The sequence below is a fragment of the Rhizobium sp. WSM1328 genome (assembly GCF_057653715.1).
On record NZ_CM172788.1, the window covers coordinates 4,578,857 to 4,596,991 of the forward strand.

21 protein-coding genes and 1 tRNA gene are annotated in these 18,135 nt (G+C 60.5%); 13 read left to right on the top strand and 9 right to left on the bottom strand.

What is annotated here, in order from left to right:
* Positions 1–220 precede the first annotated feature (220 nt).
* Positions 221–841: an RBBP9/YdeN family alpha/beta hydrolase gene (locus AC2444_RS22575; protein ID WP_041935611.1), complete on the bottom strand. Its 621-nt coding sequence runs from the start codon at positions 839–841 to the stop codon at positions 221–223.
* A gap of 41 nt (positions 842–882) precedes the next feature.
* Between AC2444_RS22575 and AC2444_RS22580 the strand changes: the two genes are divergently transcribed.
* Entirely contained in the window at positions 883–1,359 is a 477-nt protein-coding gene (locus tag AC2444_RS22580) for an Lrp/AsnC family transcriptional regulator (RefSeq protein ID WP_012759712.1), read from the top strand.
* Positions 1,360–1,462: 103 nt separating this feature from the next.
* Here the strand turns inward: AC2444_RS22580 and AC2444_RS22585 are convergent.
* Positions 1,463–1,552 (bottom strand) — tRNA-Ser (locus AC2444_RS22585).
* A 229-nt stretch (positions 1,553–1,781) separates the two neighbouring features.
* Between AC2444_RS22585 and AC2444_RS22590 the strand changes: the two genes are divergently transcribed.
* The 9 genes from AC2444_RS22590 (at position 1,782) to deoA (ending at position 10,468) form a co-directional block, all read left to right on the top strand.
* Positions 1,782–2,099: a hypothetical protein gene (locus tag AC2444_RS22590; RefSeq protein WP_003555860.1), complete on the top strand. Its 318-nt coding sequence runs from the start codon at positions 1,782–1,784 to the stop codon at positions 2,097–2,099.
* Positions 2,100–2,394: 295 nt separating this feature from the next.
* Positions 2,395–3,387: a BMP family lipoprotein gene (locus AC2444_RS22595; protein WP_012759713.1), complete on the top strand. Its 993-nt coding sequence runs from the start codon at positions 2,395–2,397 to the stop codon at positions 3,385–3,387.
* 88 nt (positions 3,388–3,475) lie between these two features.
* Complete coding sequence (locus tag AC2444_RS22600) at positions 3,476–4,987, top strand: ABC transporter ATP-binding protein (protein ID WP_012759714.1); 1,512 nt, start codon at positions 3,476–3,478, stop codon at positions 4,985–4,987.
* A 7-nt stretch (positions 4,988–4,994) separates the two neighbouring features.
* Positions 4,995–6,098: an ABC transporter permease gene (locus AC2444_RS22605; RefSeq protein WP_012759715.1), complete on the top strand. Its 1,104-nt coding sequence runs from the start codon at positions 4,995–4,997 to the stop codon at positions 6,096–6,098.
* A 10-nt stretch (positions 6,099–6,108) separates the two neighbouring features.
* Entirely contained in the window at positions 6,109–7,080 is a 972-nt protein-coding gene (locus tag AC2444_RS22610; protein WP_012759716.1) for an ABC transporter permease, read from the top strand.
* Position 7,081: 1 nt separating this feature from the next.
* Positions 7,082–7,471, top strand: coding sequence for a cytidine deaminase (locus AC2444_RS22615; RefSeq protein ID WP_003544464.1), 390 nt, complete (start codon positions 7,082–7,084; stop codon positions 7,469–7,471).
* The gene (locus AC2444_RS22620; RefSeq protein ID WP_012759717.1) at positions 7,468–8,268 is read left to right on the top strand and encodes a purine-nucleoside phosphorylase; all 801 of its coding nucleotides are present in this window, start codon (positions 7,468–7,470) and stop codon (positions 8,266–8,268) included. Before AC2444_RS22615 ends, AC2444_RS22620 begins: the two co-directional genes overlap by 4 nt.
* 114 nt (positions 8,269–8,382) lie before the next feature.
* Positions 8,383–9,159, top strand: coding sequence for a deoxyribose-phosphate aldolase (deoC, locus tag AC2444_RS22625; protein WP_012759718.1), 777 nt, complete (start codon positions 8,383–8,385; stop codon positions 9,157–9,159).
* 1 nt (position 9,160) lies between these two features.
* Positions 9,161–10,468 carry a thymidine phosphorylase gene (gene deoA, locus AC2444_RS22630; RefSeq protein WP_012759719.1) on the top strand — a complete coding sequence of 436 codons (1,308 nt, stop codon included), beginning with the start codon at positions 9,161–9,163 and terminating at the stop codon, positions 10,466–10,468.
* A 6-nt stretch (positions 10,469–10,474) separates the two neighbouring features.
* Here deoA and AC2444_RS22635 read toward each other — a convergent pair whose 3' ends face one another.
* The 7 genes from AC2444_RS22635 to AC2444_RS22665 all read right to left on the bottom strand — a co-directional run bounded on the left by AC2444_RS22635 (position 10,475) and on the right by AC2444_RS22665 (position 15,997).
* Entirely contained in the window at positions 10,475–11,044 is a 570-nt protein-coding gene (locus tag AC2444_RS22635) for a TIGR02281 family clan AA aspartic protease (protein ID WP_012759720.1), read from the bottom strand.
* 125 nt (positions 11,045–11,169) lie between these two features.
* Positions 11,170–11,799, bottom strand: a complete 630-nt coding sequence (upp, locus tag AC2444_RS22640) for a uracil phosphoribosyltransferase (protein ID WP_012759721.1) — start codon at positions 11,797–11,799, stop codon at positions 11,170–11,172.
* 93 nt (positions 11,800–11,892) lie between these two features.
* Entirely contained in the window at positions 11,893–12,861 is a 969-nt protein-coding gene (locus AC2444_RS22645; RefSeq protein ID WP_012759722.1) for an adenosine deaminase, read from the bottom strand.
* Entirely contained in the window at positions 12,858–14,078 is a 1,221-nt protein-coding gene (locus AC2444_RS22650; RefSeq protein ID WP_012759723.1) for a phosphopentomutase, read from the bottom strand. The genes AC2444_RS22645 and AC2444_RS22650 overlap by 4 nt, the downstream gene beginning before the upstream one ends.
* Before the next feature lie 178 nt (positions 14,079–14,256).
* Entirely contained in the window at positions 14,257–14,838 is a 582-nt protein-coding gene (locus AC2444_RS22655) for a TadE/TadG family type IV pilus assembly protein (RefSeq protein ID WP_012759724.1), read from the bottom strand.
* Positions 14,838–15,473: a TadE/TadG family type IV pilus assembly protein gene (locus AC2444_RS22660; RefSeq protein WP_041935612.1), complete on the bottom strand. Its 636-nt coding sequence runs from the start codon at positions 15,471–15,473 to the stop codon at positions 14,838–14,840. Before AC2444_RS22660 ends, AC2444_RS22655 begins: the two co-directional genes overlap by 1 nt.
* A 113-nt stretch (positions 15,474–15,586) precedes the next feature.
* Positions 15,587–15,997, bottom strand: a complete 411-nt coding sequence (locus tag AC2444_RS22665) for a pilus assembly protein N-terminal domain-containing protein (protein WP_003544493.1) — start codon at positions 15,995–15,997, stop codon at positions 15,587–15,589.
* Positions 15,998–16,377: 380 nt separating this feature from the next.
* Between AC2444_RS22665 and AC2444_RS22670 the strand changes: the two genes are divergently transcribed.
* The 3 genes from AC2444_RS22670 to cpaB all read left to right on the top strand — a co-directional run bounded on the left by AC2444_RS22670 (position 16,378) and on the right by cpaB (position 18,129).
* Complete coding sequence (locus AC2444_RS22670) at positions 16,378–16,566, top strand: Flp family type IVb pilin (protein WP_012759726.1); 189 nt, start codon at positions 16,378–16,380, stop codon at positions 16,564–16,566.
* A gap of 124 nt (positions 16,567–16,690) precedes the next feature.
* A complete protein-coding gene (locus AC2444_RS22675; protein WP_012759727.1) occupies positions 16,691–17,203 on the top strand; it encodes an A24 family peptidase in 513 nt (170 codons plus the stop codon).
* Between the two features lie 110 nt (positions 17,204–17,313).
* A complete protein-coding gene (gene cpaB, locus AC2444_RS22680; RefSeq protein WP_012759728.1) occupies positions 17,314–18,129 on the top strand; it encodes a Flp pilus assembly protein CpaB in 816 nt (271 codons plus the stop codon).
* Positions 18,130–18,135 lie beyond the last annotated feature (6 nt).

The following is an 18,135-nucleotide window of genomic DNA, read 5'->3' on the forward strand; positions in this document are numbered from 1 at the left end:
TTTGGCAGACGGTAAACCCAAACGTGCAAAGACGCGGTGAAGCCGCATGGTAAAAATTCAGGAATCTTTCGACGCTTCAAACCTCGTAGCGCCATCGGAGCGATGGGTTCGAGAGCCTCGAACGCACGCTTGCGAGCGGAGCATTTCGTTGCTCCGTCTCGACGCATCCAGCACAGGCAACGGCCCGTTGAGCCATTTGATAGTGAACTCGAAAACAAGATCAACCCCGATCAGATCTTGCCAATCCGGCGGAGAACGCCGTCAGCAAGGCCTTTCCCTGGCCCCAGTCCTCAAGGCCGCTTTGCCCGTTGATATGGCCGAAAGGACCGATCGCGACAAGGCCGCTGTCCCACAGATCCGCTCGCGCATGCGCATGGTCGAGCGTGCCGAAGGGATCATCGGCGCTTGCGATGATCAGAGTGGGGAAGCGCATCTTTTGCGATGGCGCGTCTGCGAAGCCGGCCGCCTCCGCAGGGAATGACGCTGACTGCGGATCCGGGACCGCCACAAGAAACGCTCCGGCAACGGCAAGCGAAGAAACCTGCTGCCAATGAGCGACCAGCAGACAGGCAAGGCTGTGGGCGACCAGCAGGGGAGGCGTTGCCGACGCGCCGACGGCGCGCTCCATGGCTGAAATCCAGTCCGCCAGGTCGGGTTTTTCCCAATCGGCTGGTTGAAAACGCCGCATGTCCGGGTTCGACCTTTCCCAGCGTGTTTGCCAATGAGCCTCGCCCGAACCGCCAATCCCCGGCAATATGATGATGTCCTTCATGTCTTTTCCTCTGATCATCCGTGCAGGTGAAAATGGTGCATTTTCATTTGCTTCGGAATAAATGATCATCGGAAAACCGCGTCCCTCTCCGATGATTTCAAGGTGATCCCATGGCTTTTCAGGAAAACAATCGGGTACTGCTCGATCCAACCGATATTTCAATTATCGAAGCGATGCAGGAAAATGGACGCATTGCGATTTCCGAACTCGGTCGACGGGTCGGGCTCTCTCAGCCGGCAGCATCAGAACGCGTCAAGCGGCTGGAAGACCGCGGCATCATTGTCGGTTATTCCGCCCGTATCGACCCCACCGCTTTGGGAATCGGAATGATGGCGGTGCTTCGCTTGCGCACGACGCATGAGCATATCAAACCCTGTCTGAAACAGTTCGCGGAGATGCCGCAGGTCATGGAAGTATTGCGCCTCACCGGAGAGGACTGTTTTCTTTTGAAGGTGCTGGTTCCGTCGCCGGGAGAGCTGGAAACGATCGTTGACACGATCGCGCGTTTTGGAGCCGTGACGACATCTCTGGTGTTGCGCGGCGAGAATCCGAAGCCGATTGGACGCGCCCTGCTGCAGCGAGTTTGAGACTATGCGGACGACCGGCTTGTTCTATCGAAGCGTGCCGTCAAAAATGCTTCCGCGTCCCGCTCTCGATACGGTTTGAATCAATATTGAAAAACGAGGGATATGGCGGACAGGGTGGGATTCGAACCCACGGTACGCTTTCACGTACACACGCGTTCCAGGCGTGCGCCTTAAACCACTCGGCCACCTGTCCTTTTTTTGGCGTTCGCGCCCGGATAGGAGCAAATCGTCGGAACGGCGCGATATATACCGATGAATTTTTGTCGATCAACCGAAATCTAACAGTTTTTTGACTTCTTGCGATAAAACTCGCCTCGGCCACTCCATTGTGCTTCACCTCATCGACGACTATGTAATTCTCTAAGGTGGAGAATGGCGCGGCCGGCCGGAATTGTCCGGCATATCGAGCGTCGGAGGAATTGATGCGTTTCCTGTTGCGTCTGGCGAGTCTTGTCGCGCTTGCGGCGGCCGTTATTGCCGGGACCATCGATTCGATCCAATCGGTTGCGGCGTCCTCCGTGGTGATGACGCCGATCTCCGATGCCTGGCAGGATGTCAGCCCGACAACGCTGACGTCACTGCAATCCTCCCTTTCCTATTATATCCACCCGCGGTTCTACACCGTCATCTTCCAGTGGCTGATGCTCCAGCCGGCCTTTGCCGTTTTCCTGGTGATCGCGCTGCTTCTGTGGATGATCGGCTACAAGAAGCCGCCGGTGGCCGGTCGCTTCACCGCATAAAAAACGCAGTTAATCCGGTTGGCTGTCACCCCTCTGCTGCGTCGGCATTTGCCGCCGGATTGGCTAGAAAATCCGCATTCTGATGGAGAGAATGTCCAAAAATCAGCCCCGAAGAGCTGATTTTCGGCAATCGCTGCAAATCTTTACCAGCTGAAAAATTTCTGGTGAATTTTTCCGTGAGCCATGCAAGGATGCACGCAGCCAGGCCTCCGGGGGGAGGTCGGTGGTTCCGCAGACATGCCCGAAAAGGGCTTGCGGGAGGACCCCTAACGAATAGCAACAACAGGGCTGCACAATGAAAAAATCCCTTCTCACTCTCTTTGCCGTGGCTGCCATGTCGACGACGGCGCTTGCTGCCGACGTCAAGCCGGCGCTGGTTTACGGCACCGGCGGGAAGTTCGATAAGTCCTTCAACGAGGCGGCCTATAACGGCGCCGAGAAGTTCAAGGCCGAGACCGGCATTGCCTATCGCGACTTCGAGCCGACGGGCGACACCCAGGGCGAACAGGCCATCCGCAACTTCGCCAGCCGCGGTTTCAATCCGGTGGTTGCCGTTTCCTTTGCCTGGACCTCGGCCATCGAGAAGGTTGCAGCCGAATTCCCCGATACCAAGTTCATCATCGTTGACTCCGTCGTCGACAAGCCGAACGTCCGCTCGGTTGTCTACAAGGAAGAAGAAGGCTCCTACCTCGTCGGCGTTCTCGCCGGCATGGCGTCGAAGTCGGGCAAGGTCGGCTTCGTCGGCGGCATGGATATTCCGCTGATCCGCAAGTTCGAATGTGGCTACGAGCAGGGCGCACGTTCCGTCAAGGCCGATATCGAGGTCTTCCAGAACATGACCGGCACCACGGGCGCTGCCTGGAATGACCCGGTCCGCGGCGGCGAGCTCACCAAGAACCAGATCGACCAGGGCGCCGACGTCGTTTATGCGGCAGCCGGTGCCACCGGTCTCGGCGTTCTGCAGACGGCTGCCGACAACAAGAAGCTGTCGATCGGCGTCGACTCCAACCAGAACTATCTGCATCCGGGCTCGGTCCTGACCTCGATGGTCAAGCGCGTCGACCTCGCCGTCTACAATGCCTACAACGACACCAAGAACGACAAGTTCACCGGTGGCGTCCAGGCGCTCGGCGTCAAGGAAGACGGTGTCGGCGCTGCGATCGACGAGCATAACAAATCGCTGATCACGCCGGAAATGCAGGCTGCTGTCGACAAGGCCAAGGCCGACATCATCGCGGGAACCGTCAAGGTTCACGATTACACCTCGGACAGCGCTTGCCCGAAGTGATCCGCGCCCGAATGTGATCGACGATTGAGATCGGGCGTATGGCGGAGGGGATTTTCGCCATACGCCCTTTTCTTATTTGGAGTCTGCAGTGACAGATAAGCCCGCTATCGAGCTTGTCGGCATCGACAAGAAATTCGGTGCCGTCCATGCCAACAAGGACATCAACCTTACCGTTGCCAAGGGGACGATCCACGGCATCATCGGCGAAAACGGCGCCGGCAAATCGACCCTGATGTCGATCATTTATGGTTTCTACCATGCCGACAGCGGCGAGATCCGGGTCAACGGCAATCCCGTCACCATCCGCGACAGCCAGGCGGCCATCGCCACCGGCATCGGCATGGTGCACCAGCACTTCATGCTGGTCGACAATTTCACGGTGCTCGAGAACATCATGCTTGGCGCGGAAGGCGGCATGCTACTGGCCAGGGGCGTCGCCTCGGCGCGCGCCGAGCTCAAGCGGCTGGAAACGGAATATGGCCTGGAGGTCGATCCCGATGCGCTGATCGAGGAGCTGCCGGTCGGCCTGCAGCAGCGTGTCGAGATCCTAAAAGCCATGTATCGCGGCGCCGAGATCCTGATCCTCGACGAGCCCACCGGCGTGCTGACGCCGGCGGAGGCCGATCACCTCTTCCGCATCCTCAAGGTACTGCGCGACCAGGGCAAGACGATCATCCTCATCACCCACAAGCTGCGCGAGATCATGGCGATCACCGATACGGTCTCGGTCATGCGCCGCGGCGAGATGGTCGCGACCCGCAAGACGTCGGAAACGACGGTGGAGGAGCTCGCCGAGCTGATGGTCGGTCGCCGTGTGCTACTGCGCGTGCAGAAGGGCGAGGCGAACCCGCAAGCCGCCGTCCTGTCCGTCCGAAACCTTACAGTCAAGGACAATCGCGGCGTCACCATGGTCGACAACGTCTCCTTCGACGTGCGCGCCGGTGAAATCGTCGGCATCGCCGGTGTCGCCGGCAATGGCCAGTCCGAATTGCTGGAGGCGATTGCCGGCATCCGCAAGCCAACCTCCGGCGAAATCCTTCTCGACGGTCAGACGATCGACAAGGCCGACCCTGCCCGCCTGCGTGATCTAGGGCTCGCTCATATTCCAGAGGATCGTCACCATATGGGCCTGGTGCTGAAATTCGAGGAATATGAAAATTCCGTGCTCGGTTATCATCGCCGCCCGGCCTACAGCAAAGGCCCGCTGCTCGATCTCGAAGCGATCCGCAAGGATGCGATGGAGAAGATCGAGAAATATGACATCCGCCCGCCGAACCCGCGGCTGAAGACGGCGAATTTCTCCGGCGGCAACCAGCAGAAGATCGTTGTCGCCCGCGAGATCGAACGCGATCCGAAGATGCTGATCATCGGCCAGCCGACACGCGGCGTCGATATCGGCGCCATCGAATTCATCCACCGCCGGATCATCGAAATGCGTGACGCGGGCAAGGCGATCCTGCTCGTCTCCGTCGAACTCGATGAAATCCGCTCCCTTTCAGACCGTATCCTTGTCATGTTTGCCGGCCATATCGTCGGCGAGAAGACGCCCGATGCCGGTGAACAGACCCTCGGCCTGATGATGGCCGGCATTGCCGCGTGAGGCCTTTATGAGCACCGCTTCCGTTCCGCTACCAAACTGGATCAACTACGGCCTTATCCCGCTTTTGAACCTCACTGTCGCCTTCCTGATCTCCGGCTTCGTCGTCTGGCTGATCGGCGAGAGCCCGCTCGATGCGCTGTCGCTGCTGATCCAGGGTGCGCTCGGCAATGGCGAATTCATCGGCTTCACGCTGTTCTACGCGACGAGCTTCATCTTCACCGGCCTTTCCGTCGCAGTGGCAATCCATGCAGGTCTCTTCAACATCGGCTCCGAAGGCCAGGCCTACATGGGCGGCCTCGGCTGTGCTTTGGTGGCGCTTTCGCTCGATAATTACGTGCCATGGTATGTGACGATGCCGGTTGCGGTGGTCGGCGCTGCACTCTTCGGCGCGGTTGCCGCCTTCATACCGGCATGGCTTCAGGCAAAGCGCGGCAGCCATATCGTCATCACGACGATCATGTTCAACTACATCATCGCCTCGCTGATGAACTACCTGCTGGTGCACGTATTGATCGTGCCCGGCAAAATGGCGCCGGAAACACGCACATTCCTCGAGGGTGGGCAGTTGCCGAAGCTAACATGGCTGATGGAAATATTCGGGACAAAGCTGGGTGCTGCCCCGTTGAATGTCTCTTTCATCATTGCGCTGGTTATGTGCTACGTCGTCTGGCTCTTAATCTGGCGCACGAAACTTGGCTTCGAGATGCGCACGCTGGGCGTCAGCCCGACAGCTGCTTCATATGCCGGTATTCCCTACGCACGAATCGTGATGATCGCGATGATGCTCTCCGGCGCGCTGGCCGGCATGATGGCGCTGAATCCGGTTATGGGCGCCTCCGCGCGCCTGCAGGTGGGATTCGTCGGCGGCGCCGGCTTCGTCGGCATCGCCGTCTCGCTGATGGGCCGCAATCATCCGCTTGGCATCATCCTGGCGGCAATCCTCTTCGGTATCCTCTACCAGGGCGGCGACTGGATCTCCTTCGAAATGCCGAATATCACCCGCGAGATGATCCTCGTCATCCAGGGTCTGGTTATCCTCTTTGCCGGCGCGCTGGAATATATGTTCCGGCCGGCAATGGTGCGCCTCTATCAGCAATTCAAGCGCGGTTAAGGAGCGGGCGATGGACTATTACGACATCTTTATCAGCGTTCTAGCCTCCACCATCCGCCTGTCGATACCGCTGATCTTCACCGCCCTTGCCGGTCTGTTTTCGGAACGTGCCGGCATTTTCGATATCGGCCTCGAGGGCAAGATGCTGGGCTCGGCCTTTGCCGCCGCCTGCGTTGCCTATCTCACCGATTCGGCCTGGCTCGGCCTCGGTGCCGGCATCCTCTGCTCGGTGGCGCTGAGCCTGGTGCATGGCTTTGCCTCGATCACCAACCGCGGCAATCAGATTGTCTCCGGTGTCGCCATCAACTTCTTCATCGCCGGTATCACCATCGTGCTCGGTCAGGCCTGGTTCGGCCAGGGCGGACGCACGCCGCAGCTGGCGCCGGAGTCGCGCTTTGCGCCGATCATCCTGCCGGGCGCCGATGCTGCCCGCGACATACCGATCATCGGCCCGCTCTATGCCAACGTCATATCGGGCAACAATGTCCTCACCTACCTCGCCTTTCTCGCCGTGCCGTTTTCCTGGTGGGTGCTTTACCGCACACGTTTCGGCCTGCGGCTGCGCGCCGTCGGCGAAAATCCGGGCGCGGTCGATACGGCCGGCATCTCGGTCGCCTGGCTGCGTTACCGCGCCGTCATGTGCGCCGGCATCCTCTGCGGCTTTGCCGGCACCTATCTGGCCATCGCCCAGTCCGCAGCCTTCATCAAGGACATGTCGGCCGGCAAGGGCTATATCGCGCTCGCAGCTCTCGTCTTCGCCAAGTGGAAGCCGGTACCCGTCATGTTTGCCTGCCTACTCTTCGGCTTCCTCGATGCGCTGGCAAATTTCATGCAGGGCAAGCAGGTGCCGCTGATCGGCGAAGTGCCGGTTCAGGTTTTCCAGGCGCTGCCCTATGTCTTGACCTGCGTCCTGCTTGCCGGCTTCATCGGCGTCGCGACCCCGCCGAAAGCCGGTGGCGTGCCCTATACGAAGGAGCGTTGATATGTCTCACGATCTGTTCGAAGCCGCCCGCGGCGCCATGGCCTTTGCCCATGCGCCCTATTCGAAATTCCCGGTCGGCGCGGCGATCCGCGCCGAAGACGGCAAGGTCTATACCGGCGCCAACATCGAAAATCTCTCCTTCCCGCAAGGATGGTGCGCCGAGCCGACGGCGATCGGCGCGATGATCATGGGCGGCGCGAAGAAGATCGTCGAAATGGCGGTCATTGCCGAGAAACTGCCGCTCTGCCCGCCCTGTGGCGGCTGCCGTCAGAAGATCTCCGAATTCGCCTCCAAGGAGACGAAGATCTACCTTTGCGATGAAGCGGGCGTCAAGAAGACCATGACGATGGAAGAGCTTCTTCCCTTCAGCTTCGAGACTGAACTCGGATGAAGGCGACGGTCAACCTGCTCGCGGCACTGCTCGGCGGGATCAAGCCGCGCCACGGCATCGTCCTCGGCTCCGGTCTCGGATCCCTCGTCGGTGAGCTGGACGGCGCCGTTCGTGTTCCCTATCGCGACCTGCCGGGCTTTCCCGTCAGCGCCGTCTCCGGACATGCTGGCGAAGTCGTCGCCGGCCGCCTCGGCGGCGTGCCTGTCGTCATGCTCTCCGGCCGCGTGCATTATTACGAGAAGGGCGATGCCAACGCCATGCGCCTGCCGATTGAGGTGCTGAAGGCGCTCGGCGTCGAAGCGCTGATCCTGACCAATTCGGCCGGATCGCTGCGCGACGACATGCCGCCTGGTTCGGTGATGCAGATCACCGACCACATCAACTATTCCGGCATGAACCCGCTGATCGGCGAGGAAAGCGATCACCGTTTCGTGGGCATGACCAACGCCTATGATGCCGGGCTTGCCGCAGCGATGCAGAGGGCAGCGGCAAAGCTTAAAATCGAGCTGGCGCAAGGCGTCTATATGTGGTTCTCCGGCCCAAGCTTTGAAACGCCGGCCGAAATCCGCATGGCGCGCATCCTCGGCGCCGATGCAGTCGGCATGTCGACGGTGCCCGAGGTCATTATCGCAAGAATGCTGGGCCTGAGGGTTGCAGCCGCCTCCGTTATCACCAACTATGGGGCAGGCATGACCGGCAATGAGCTCAGCCATGAAGAAACCAAGGACATGGCGCCCATCGGCGGCGCCCGTCTCGCCGCCATCCTGAAAGACATGATTGCGGCTGGAACAGGATGATTTTAGGCCGGGTCGGCCTAAAATCTAAATCCTGTTCTACATTAAGGAGTTAGAGCATGATGTCGTCCGAAAACCGCTCACACTTTTCGGCATCATGCTCTAGAGGAAGCGAAGATGAATAGCCATTCCAACCGGGAGACGGCGGCTGTCGCCCTTTCTCTTCTCGATCTCACCAATTTGAGGGATGATTGCACCGAGGCGCAGATCGACGCGCTCTGCGCCCGTGCGCAGACGCCCTACGGCACTAGCGCCGCGATCTGCATCTGGCCGCGGTTCGTCGCTCAGGCCCGCAATATCCTTGGCACTGGGCACGCCGTGCGTATCGCGACCGTCGTCAACCTCCCTTCCGGCGATATGGAAGTCGCCGATGTCGCCGCTGAAGCCCGCGAGGCGATTGCCGATGGCGCCGATGAGATCGATCTAGTCATCCCCTACCGCAAGCTGCTGGCCGGCAATGAGAAGGCGGTGACCGATATGGTCAAGGCCGTGCGCGCCGAATGCGCTGGCCCCGTTCTTCTGAAGGTCATCATCGAGACTGGCGAGCTGAAGGATGCGGCATTGATCCGCCGTGCCTCCGAACTCGCCATCGAAGCTGGCGCCGATTTCATCAAGACCTCCACCGGCAAAGTCGCCGTCAACGCGACGCTCGAAGCCGCCGACATCATGATCCGCGCTATCCGCGAAAGCGGCCGCAAGGTCGGCTTCAAGCCGGCCGGCGGCATCGGCTCGCTGAGCGATGCCGCACTCTATCTGAGCCTTGCCGAAACCATCATGACACCGGACTGGGCGATGCCGTCGACGTTCCGCTTCGGCGCTTCCGACCTGCTCGACGATATCCTGGCGGTTCTAAGTGGAACGCAGTCGGCACCGGCTGCAGCGTCGAGCTACTGAAATGATTCCGCAGGAGATCATTCGGCGTAAGCGCGATGGCGACGAACTCGCCGCCGCCGATATCAGCTCCTTCATCGCGGCACTCGCTGCCGGTCGATTGTCGGAAGGCCAGATCGGCGCATTCGCCATGGCCGTTTGGTTCAAGGGCATGTCGCGGGCCGAAATCGTGGCCTTGACGCTGGCGATGGCCGATTCCGGTGACAGGCTGCAATGGGCCGATATCGACCGCCCGATCGCCGACAAGCATTCGACCGGCGGCGTCGGCGACAATGTTTCGCTGATGCTGGCGCCGATCGCCGCTGCCTGCGGCCTCGCCGTTCCGATGATCTCCGGGCGCGGCCTCGGCCATACCGGCGGCACGCTGGATAAGCTCGAATCCATTCCCGGCTATCTGATCACCCCGGATGCTGACCTGTTCCACAAGGTCGTGAAGGAGGCGGGATGCGCCATCATCGGCCAGACCGGGACCTTGGCGCCCGCCGACGGCAGGCTCTATGCCGTGCGCGACGTAACCGCCACGGTCGATTCCATTCCCCTCATCACCGCCTCGATCCTCTCGAAGAAACTTGCGGCGGGGCTCGAGACGCTGGTGCTCGACGTCAAGGTCGGCAATGGCGCCTTCATGGCCGATCGCGGCCAGGCGGAGATCCTCGCGCAGTCGCTGGTCGAGGTGGCCAATGGTGCAGGCGTGAAGACCTCGGCCCTGATCACCGACATGAACCAGCCGCTCGCCGACAGTGCCGGCAACGCGGTCGAGATGCGCAACTGCCTGGACTTCCTGGCAGGCAGGAAAAGAGACACGCGGCTTGATATCGTCGTTTTTGCCTTCGCCGCCGAGATGCTGGTGAAATCCGGTATCGCCGCTTCGCCTGATGAAGCTGAAGGAATGGCGCGGCGGGCCTTGTCGTCGGGAAAGGCGGCGGAAGTCTTCGCGCGTATGGTATCGATGCTCGGCGGCCCGGCCGATCTCATCGAAAATCCCGACCGATATCTAGTCAGGGCGCCTGTGGAAAAGCCTGTCCCGGCCGCCCGGTCCGGCTGGCTTGCCGGCTGCGATGCGCGCGGTGTCGGCATCAGTGTCATCGACCTTGGCGGCGGAAGACGCCATCCGGCGGCCCGGATCGACCATCGCGTCGGCTTTTCCGAACTCCTGCCGCTTGGCACCCGCGTAAACGCGGGCGAACCGATCGCGCTGGTTCATGCTGCTGACGAAGCCGCGGCGGAGCGGGCGGCTGCGGCACTTGCCATGCATTACCGCATCACCGAGGACAAGCCGGAGCTGACACCGGTGATTGCGGGCCTGATCTGACGCGGTTTACTGCTTGAGGCTGAGCGAACCGTCGGCGACGGAATAGGAGGCGAGCTTCTGCAGGAAACTCATGCCGACCAGCGTCGTCGTCAGCGCATTGTCCCTCAGGACGAAGGCTTCGACATCGCGCACGCGAATGCCGCCGATTTCGACCCGGTCGAGTGTCACATGCGCGGCCTTCGTCTGGCCGTTCGCAGTGTTCACCCCGTAACGGAAATCGAGTTGGTTGGCGGTGAAGCCCAGCCGGCGGGCCAGCGTCTCGTTGAGCGCCACATAGGTGGCGCCGGTATCGATCAGGCCCTGCACCGGCTTGCCGTTGATCTTGAAGCTGCCGGTATAGTGGCCCTGCGCATCGGCCTGCAGCCGGATCGCATTGCTGCCAGAGACGGGCGCGGGTACTGCGGCCTCATCGCTTTCGGTCGATGCGTAATTGGCGGAGAGAGCGTCAGCAGGCTGCTGGCTGGTGCTTCCGAAGAAGGAAGGCACCTGTGTGGCGAGCACCGCGGCGATGCTGGCGAATAGGACGGTACGCACGAGCATGAAACAGAAATCCTTCCTGTATAAACCCGGCATCATGCAGGGCCTCATGCTTCAGGCTTCCTAAACCTCAAGTGCTGATAAGTTGCTAATATCGACGACAAAAGGCCCGGCTTGAACCACCGGGCCGCAAAGTCTTTCGATTTGGTAAAAGAAGGTTGAAATTACTTGGTGCCGTACATGCGGTCGCCGGCATCGCCGAGACCGGGCACGATATAGCCCTTCTCGTTGAGATGGCTATCGATCGACGCGGTGAAGACCGGAACATCGGGATGCGCGGCGCGAAAGTTGCGGATGCCTTCCGGGGCGGCAAGCAGGCAGAGGAAGCGGATATTGTGGGCGCCGCGTTCCTTGAGCTTGTCGATTGCCGCGATCGAGGAATTGCCGGTCGCAAGCATCGGGTCTACGACGATGATCAGCCGCTCGGCCACGTCCTCCGGCGCCTTGAAGTAATATTCGACCGGCTGCAGCGTCTCGTGGTCGCGGTAGACGCCGATATGCGAGACGCGGGCGGACGGCACGAGATCGAGCATGCCTTCGAGCAGTCCGTTGCCGGCGCGCAGGATCGAGGCGAAGACCAGCTTCTTGCCCTCGAGGATCGGCGATTCCATCGTCTGCAGCGGCGTCTCGATCGTTTCCATCGTCAGTTCGAGATCGCGGGTGACCTCGTAACAGAGCAGCGTCGAGATTTCGCGCAGCAAGCGCCGGAAACTTCCCGTCGATGTCTCCTTGCGCCGCATGATGGTGAGCTTGTGCTGCACAAGCGGATGATCGATGACTGTGACGCCGTCCATGGGGAAGCCTTTCATTCTTTCTATCGAATGTTTCTTTCACGGAAATCGGCCAGACCGCAAGAGTGGCGGCCAATCTTCCCCAGCCTCTCGCCCTCAAATTCGGGCGAGCAGGGCCTTGCGTGTCTCATCGTCGACGAAGGCGGCTTCGATCGCCGTGCGCGTCATGGCATCGATCTCGGCGTCGCTGAAACCGAAGGTCCCGGCGGCAAGTTCGTATTCCCGCTTGAGCGAAGTATGAAAGAAAGGCGGATCGTCCGAGCTGATCGTCACCCGGACGCCCGCGTCCTTCAGCCGGCGCAGCGGATGGGAGGCGAAATCCGGAAAGACCCCGAGGGCGATATTGGAGCCCGGGCAGATCTCGAGCACGGTGCCGAGATCGGCAAGCCGTTTGACCAGATCGACATCCTCGATGGCGCGCACCCCGTGGCCGATGCGCGAGGGGCGCACCGCATCGAGCGCATCGGCGACGCTGAAGGCGCCGCAGACCTCGCCGGCATGGATGGTCAGCCCGAGGCCGGCCTCGCGGGCGATATCGAAGGCGCGGGCATAATCGGCGACGCGCCCCATGCGCTCCTCGCCGGCAAGATTGAAGCCGGTAATCAGGGGATTGCCGGCCTTTGCCGCATATTCGGCAGCACCAATCACGCTCTCCGGACCGAAATGCCGCTCGCCGGTGACGATCAGCCGGGCCTCAATGCCGTTCTTTTCCCTGGCCCGCCGGATGCCTTCGCAGATACCGGATATATAGGCATCGGCGCCGAGCCCGATGCGCTTGCCGTGGTCGGGCGAAACGATGAGCTCGCTGTAGATCGTATCGATGGCGGCGAGTTCGTCGAGATAGGTTTCGGTCAGAAGCGCATAGTCCTCCTCGGTCTTGTAGACCTCGGAAACCTTGTCGTAACATTCGAGGAAGCTTGCGAAATCATGCCAGACATAGGCACCGTCGCGAAGCTGTGCGCTGATGTCGACGCCATATTTCTGCGCCTGCGCTGCGGTCAGAGCCGGCGGTGCTGCACCCTCCAGATGGCAGTGCAGTTCGACCTTCTTCAAATGCGATGTCACAGAAAACTCCTTCCGTGCGGCCCGGCCGGGATGCCGAGATGCCGGGCGATGCTCTCGCCGATATCGGCATAGCTGCGGCGCACGCCGATCGAACGCGACCGGATGCCGGGGCCATAAGCGATGACAGGCACACGCTCGCGCGTATGGTCCGTGCCGCGCCAGGTCGGATCGCAGCCATGATCGGCGGTGAGCACGACGAGATCGCCGGGCTTCAGTTTCTTGTGGACTTCAGGCAAGCGCGCATCGAAGGCTTCGAGTGCGGCTGCATAACCCGGCACGTCGCGGCGATGACCGTAGATCATGTCGAAATCGACGAAATTGGTGAAAACGAGATCGCCGTCCCCAGCCTCGTCGAGCGCCGCGAGGGACGCATCCATCAGCGCCTCGTTTCCGTTCGCCTTGATGACCTTGGAAATGCCCTGATGCGCGAAGATGTCGTCGATCTTTCCCACAGCATGCACATGCCGGCCGTGCTCGATCAGCCGGTCGAGTAGCGTCGGCTCCGGCGGCACCACGGAGAAGTCGCGCCGGTTTCCCGTGCGCTGGAAAGTAGAGGCGGACTGGCCGATAAAGGGCCGGGCGATGACACGGCCGATATTGTAGGGATCGAGCAGCCCCCGGGCCAAACGGCAGAAGGCGAGCAGACGATCGAGGCCGAAATGCTCCTCGTGCGCCGCGACCTGAAAGACGGAATCCGAAGAGGTGTAGCAGATTGGCTTGCCGGTGCGGATATGGTCCTCGCCGAGCCGGGCGATGATCTCCGTTCCCGAAGCATGGCAGTTGCCGAGGATGCCGGGCACGTCAGCCTCTCTGCATAGCGCCTCGATGAATTCGGCAGGAAAGGCGTCGCCCTCTATCGGGAAATAACCCCAATCGAAACTGACCGGTGTTCCCGCGATTTCCCAATGACCCGACGGCGTATCCTTGCCTCGGGAGATTTCGGTCGCAGCGCCATAAATGCCATAAACCTTCTCCGGGACGGGCATGCCGGCCGGAAATCGGCCGGAGGCGGATCGCGCGATTTGCATGAGCCCGAGTTCCGACATGTTGGGCAGGGAAAGCGGCCCTTCGCGCAATCCGGCGCGGTCTCCGGCTCCGGCTGCGCAGAACTCGGCGATATGGCCGAGCGTATCGGCGCCCTCGTCGCCATAGGCCGCCGCATCCGGCGCCCCGCCAATGCCGAAGGAATCCAGAACGAAAAGAAAGGCACGCGCCATTTTACACCCGAGAGAGCCGATCGCGGCCTCTGCAATATCGGAGGCGGCTGAAATCCAGCCATATAATGCTGCGGCCGGCTTGGCAAATTACAGCGCCGCGCGTCTTTTTCAGACGCGCAAAGGACACTGTAACACTTTGAATTGCTGCTATGCAGCAGAGAGGAGCAGGAGGCGGTCGTCAGCAGTCGCCGCAGGGGATCGAGTCGCCTTGCCGCTGGCGGTAGAAATAACTGCGGCTGATGGTGATCGTACGCATGCCATCCGGCATGAAGTTCGGGGCAAACAGGAACATCGTATAGGGGATGCTGAGTTCGGTACGGACCAGGAAACTGTTCGCCGTCTTCATATCCGCTGGCACGTTGCTCACCGTGGTGTTCTTGGCATAGGGCACCGTCCCATCCTTCGCCCAGGACCAGAGCACCTTCGCATTGGCACCGGCATCGATGGTGATCCCGGTGATCTTCAGCGTCAGCGACGTGGAGTTGTAGGGCACGAAGATCGCCGTTGCGACCGACGGCATCTGCGCGAGCGCGCTCTTGGTGACGGATTGCTGCTGGGTGACGAGGTCGGCCACCGTTCCTGCGGCGCGCGTCACGCGCTTGCTGACGCTGAGGCCGACGGTGATCTCGAAAGCGCCGATATAGAGCATCACGAGCACGGGAAAGAGGATCGCGAATTCGATCGCGCCGGCGCCCCTGCGGTCGCGGGCCAGCCGCCGCACCGTCAGGACCAGTCTGGTGAACGGGTTGCGCAACGCCATTATGGATACTGCTCATTCTGGAAGGCCGCGGTCGCGACGATCAGATATTGCCGCGGCATCGAACCGTCGGAGGGACGTATCGTGGTGATGTAAGGTCGGACCAGATCCGCGGTGATTTCCCAGCGGTAGTAGGCGCGCAGCATATTGATCGTGCCGGCGCCGCCCGGCGCATATTTGAAGGCCGCCGTGTTGATGTCGGCATATTTGTCGGTGGAAAGCTTGGGGATCGTCGTCGGAATGGCCGAAAAGGTGCTGAACGTCTGCACATCCACGTAGAGCTTGCTCGGCGTAGCGACTTCGCTCGCCGAGCAGCGGATCAGGATCGAGATCTCATCGCAGAAAGCCTGCCGGAACTGCGCCTGGTTCATATCGGTCGTGCGGCCGAGATTATAGGTGATCTGCCCGGTTCGCATCCGGCGGCTCATCGTATCGACAGCATTGGAGACAAGTTCTTCGGCGGCGAAGGCGACGAAAGTTTCGAGGATTGCGAAAATCACCAGGAAATAGGGAATGGCGAGCAGCGCGAATTCGATCGCCGCAGCACCCTCGCGTGAGCGGGCGAGACCGCGAAACCGTAAGAAGCGGAACGGCGCAACAGCGCGCCCCTTATCCGTCTGCTGATCGATTGTCATCATTGCCTGGACCCGAGCGACATTCTCAGTCGTCAGACTAAGGTCCGTTCGTTGATTTTCCGTTTCAACCTGACACGAGGATTTTAACGAATGGCCGAGGAAGCTCCGAAATATACTCAGGGTGAGGCGGTCGCGGTGGCCGCTTGCTGCGCATGCTGCTCGCAATTCGGCGTGCAGGACAGCACGGAGCGCTGCGTCTGCCGGTAGACGCGTACCGTATTGCCCTCGTCGATCGACACCAGGATGCGTTCGTCGAGGATCGCATTGCCGTCGGCATCGAGAAGCACCAGATTGGTGGTGCCGAAGCTGCGTCCCGTCAGCACGATGGTCTTGGCGTCGGCGACCGTTGCATCGGCGACTGCGGCATTGCCGACAATCACCTTGCTGACGGGGCGGTCGAGTTTCAAGACGCGCGCGTGATCCATATAGACGCGCAGCATGTCATCGTCTGCGGCCGCGGAAACTCCCGAAATACCGAAAACGGCGATCATGCCGGCAAAGAAAATGGTTTTGCCGCTCGATGACATTGGGTCCTCTTTCATGATCACAGCGCAATATCCGCATAGAATGGAAAGAAATGGTGAACGAAGCCTTAAGCCTACCGCTCTGTTCCAGGATGAAGCGCAATGCTCCGATTTGGTACGGTCTCTGGGCGGCGCACGCCTCGGTTGGAAGCGGAATTTGTGCTATTTCCGGATGAATGCTGCGGTTATATCAGGAATATTGTTAAATATTGAGGTAAGCGCGTAAGAAAATACTGACTCTACAAAGGCCTGTTGTCTCGTTCACATGTCGTTAACTCTTTTCCTTAAGCCGATGGAAACGGCCATTCGCTAGGTTGCAGTCATCCGATCAACGGCAAACAGTTGGCGGACGTGCTGAACATCAACTGGAGTTAGGAGTTACCATGACCAAGCTTTTTAGCCGTTTTCTGAAGGACGAATCCGGCGCGACCGCAATCGAATACGGACTGATCGCCGCCCTCATTTCCGTAGCGCTCATCACCGGCGCAACGAGCCTTGGCGGCAAGATCGGCAACGTGTTTAACGGCTTGAGCACCAAGATGGACACCTCGGTCACCGCGAGCGGCAGCTAAGATAGCTGTTGCGTGACGGCATTCGCATATGCCGGCCGGATTTTCTCCGGCCGAACTATCCGAGCGGGCTCACAGGCTGAACAGCCGTGAGCCTTTTCGCATCATGTCTTGATCGGATATACGCATGATCGCAGCTGCAGTTTTCCTGATACTGCCACTCTGCCTCGCCATGGCGGCGTTCTCGGATCTGTTCACCATGACGATCCCGAACCGCATTTCCGTGATCCTGACCGCCTCTTTCCTCGTCCTCGCGCCGTTCTCCGGCTTGGGACTGGAAATGATCGGCATGCATCTTGCCGGCGCCGCCATCGTCTTCAGCGCCTGCTTTGCTCTCTTTGCATTCAATGTGATGGGCGGCGGAGATGCCAAGCTGTTGAGCGCCACCGCGCTCTGGTTCGGTCTGAATGAATCGCTGCTTTTCCTGATGACCGATGTCGCCGCGATCGGCGGTCTCATCACCTTGCTCATCCTGCTGGTGAGAACGCAGTCCAATACTATTCTCGCCATCGGCCTGCCAGTGCCGAACTCGGTCCTGCTCGCCAAGAAGATCCCCTACGGCATCGCGATCGCAATCGGCGGCTTCATGGCCTTCCCTTCCTCGCCGCTGTTCCTCGCGGCACTGGAAAGCCTGAAATAACGGCATTTTAAATGCCCGTTAACTTAAAATGTAAGCGTTCCATTAACCATAATTATACCAATTGCTGAGCATTCTACAGGGCGAACATATCGTGCCCTGAGGAATGATCGATGAAACCGGCTCGCCTTATAATCCTAGCTGTCGCCGTGGTGGCAGCCGGCCTCGCCGGCCTCCTGGCAATGCAAATGGCGGGCAGCGGCGGTGTCGTTACCCAGGTCCGCTCGGTCGTCGAGAAGGAACCGACCGTCAACATCCTCGTCTCGAGCGGCAATCTGTCGGTCGGCGCAAGGCTGGATGACCAGGCGGTGCATTGGATGGCCTGGCCGCAGGGCGGCGTCGTTCCCGGCCTCATCACCGAAACCGACAAGCCGGATGCAATCAAGGATCTGCAGGGCGCCGTCGTGCGTCTGCCGATCTTCGAAGGTGAACCGATCCGGCCGGAAAAGATCGCCGATTCCAGCAGCCGCATCCTCTCCTCGCTGTTGCCGGCCGGCAAGCGCGCCGTCGCGACTGAGATATCGGTGGCAACGGGCGCCGGCGGTTTCATCCTGCCGAATGATCGCGTCGACGTCATCATGGTCCGCAAGGGCGCGGAGGCCGACAAGCTCATCACCGAAACCGTGCTGAGCAATGTCCGCGTCCTCGCCATCGACCAGCAGATCCAGGAAAAGGACGACGGCTCGAAATCGGTGGTCGGCACGACCGCGACGCTCGAGCTTACGCCCGATCAAACGAAGGTTCTTGCCGTCGCCCAGCAGATGGCGGACCGGCTGTCGCTCGCGCTGCGTTCGGTCGCCGATGCGCAGGAGCAGGATACCAGCGCCGCCGACTATCTGCTGAGCGGCGACAACGGCAGTGCGATCATCCAGGTCATCAAATCGGGCGCCATCGTCACGGATGCGGGCGCCGCGCCGAAGGCGGAGTAAGGACGT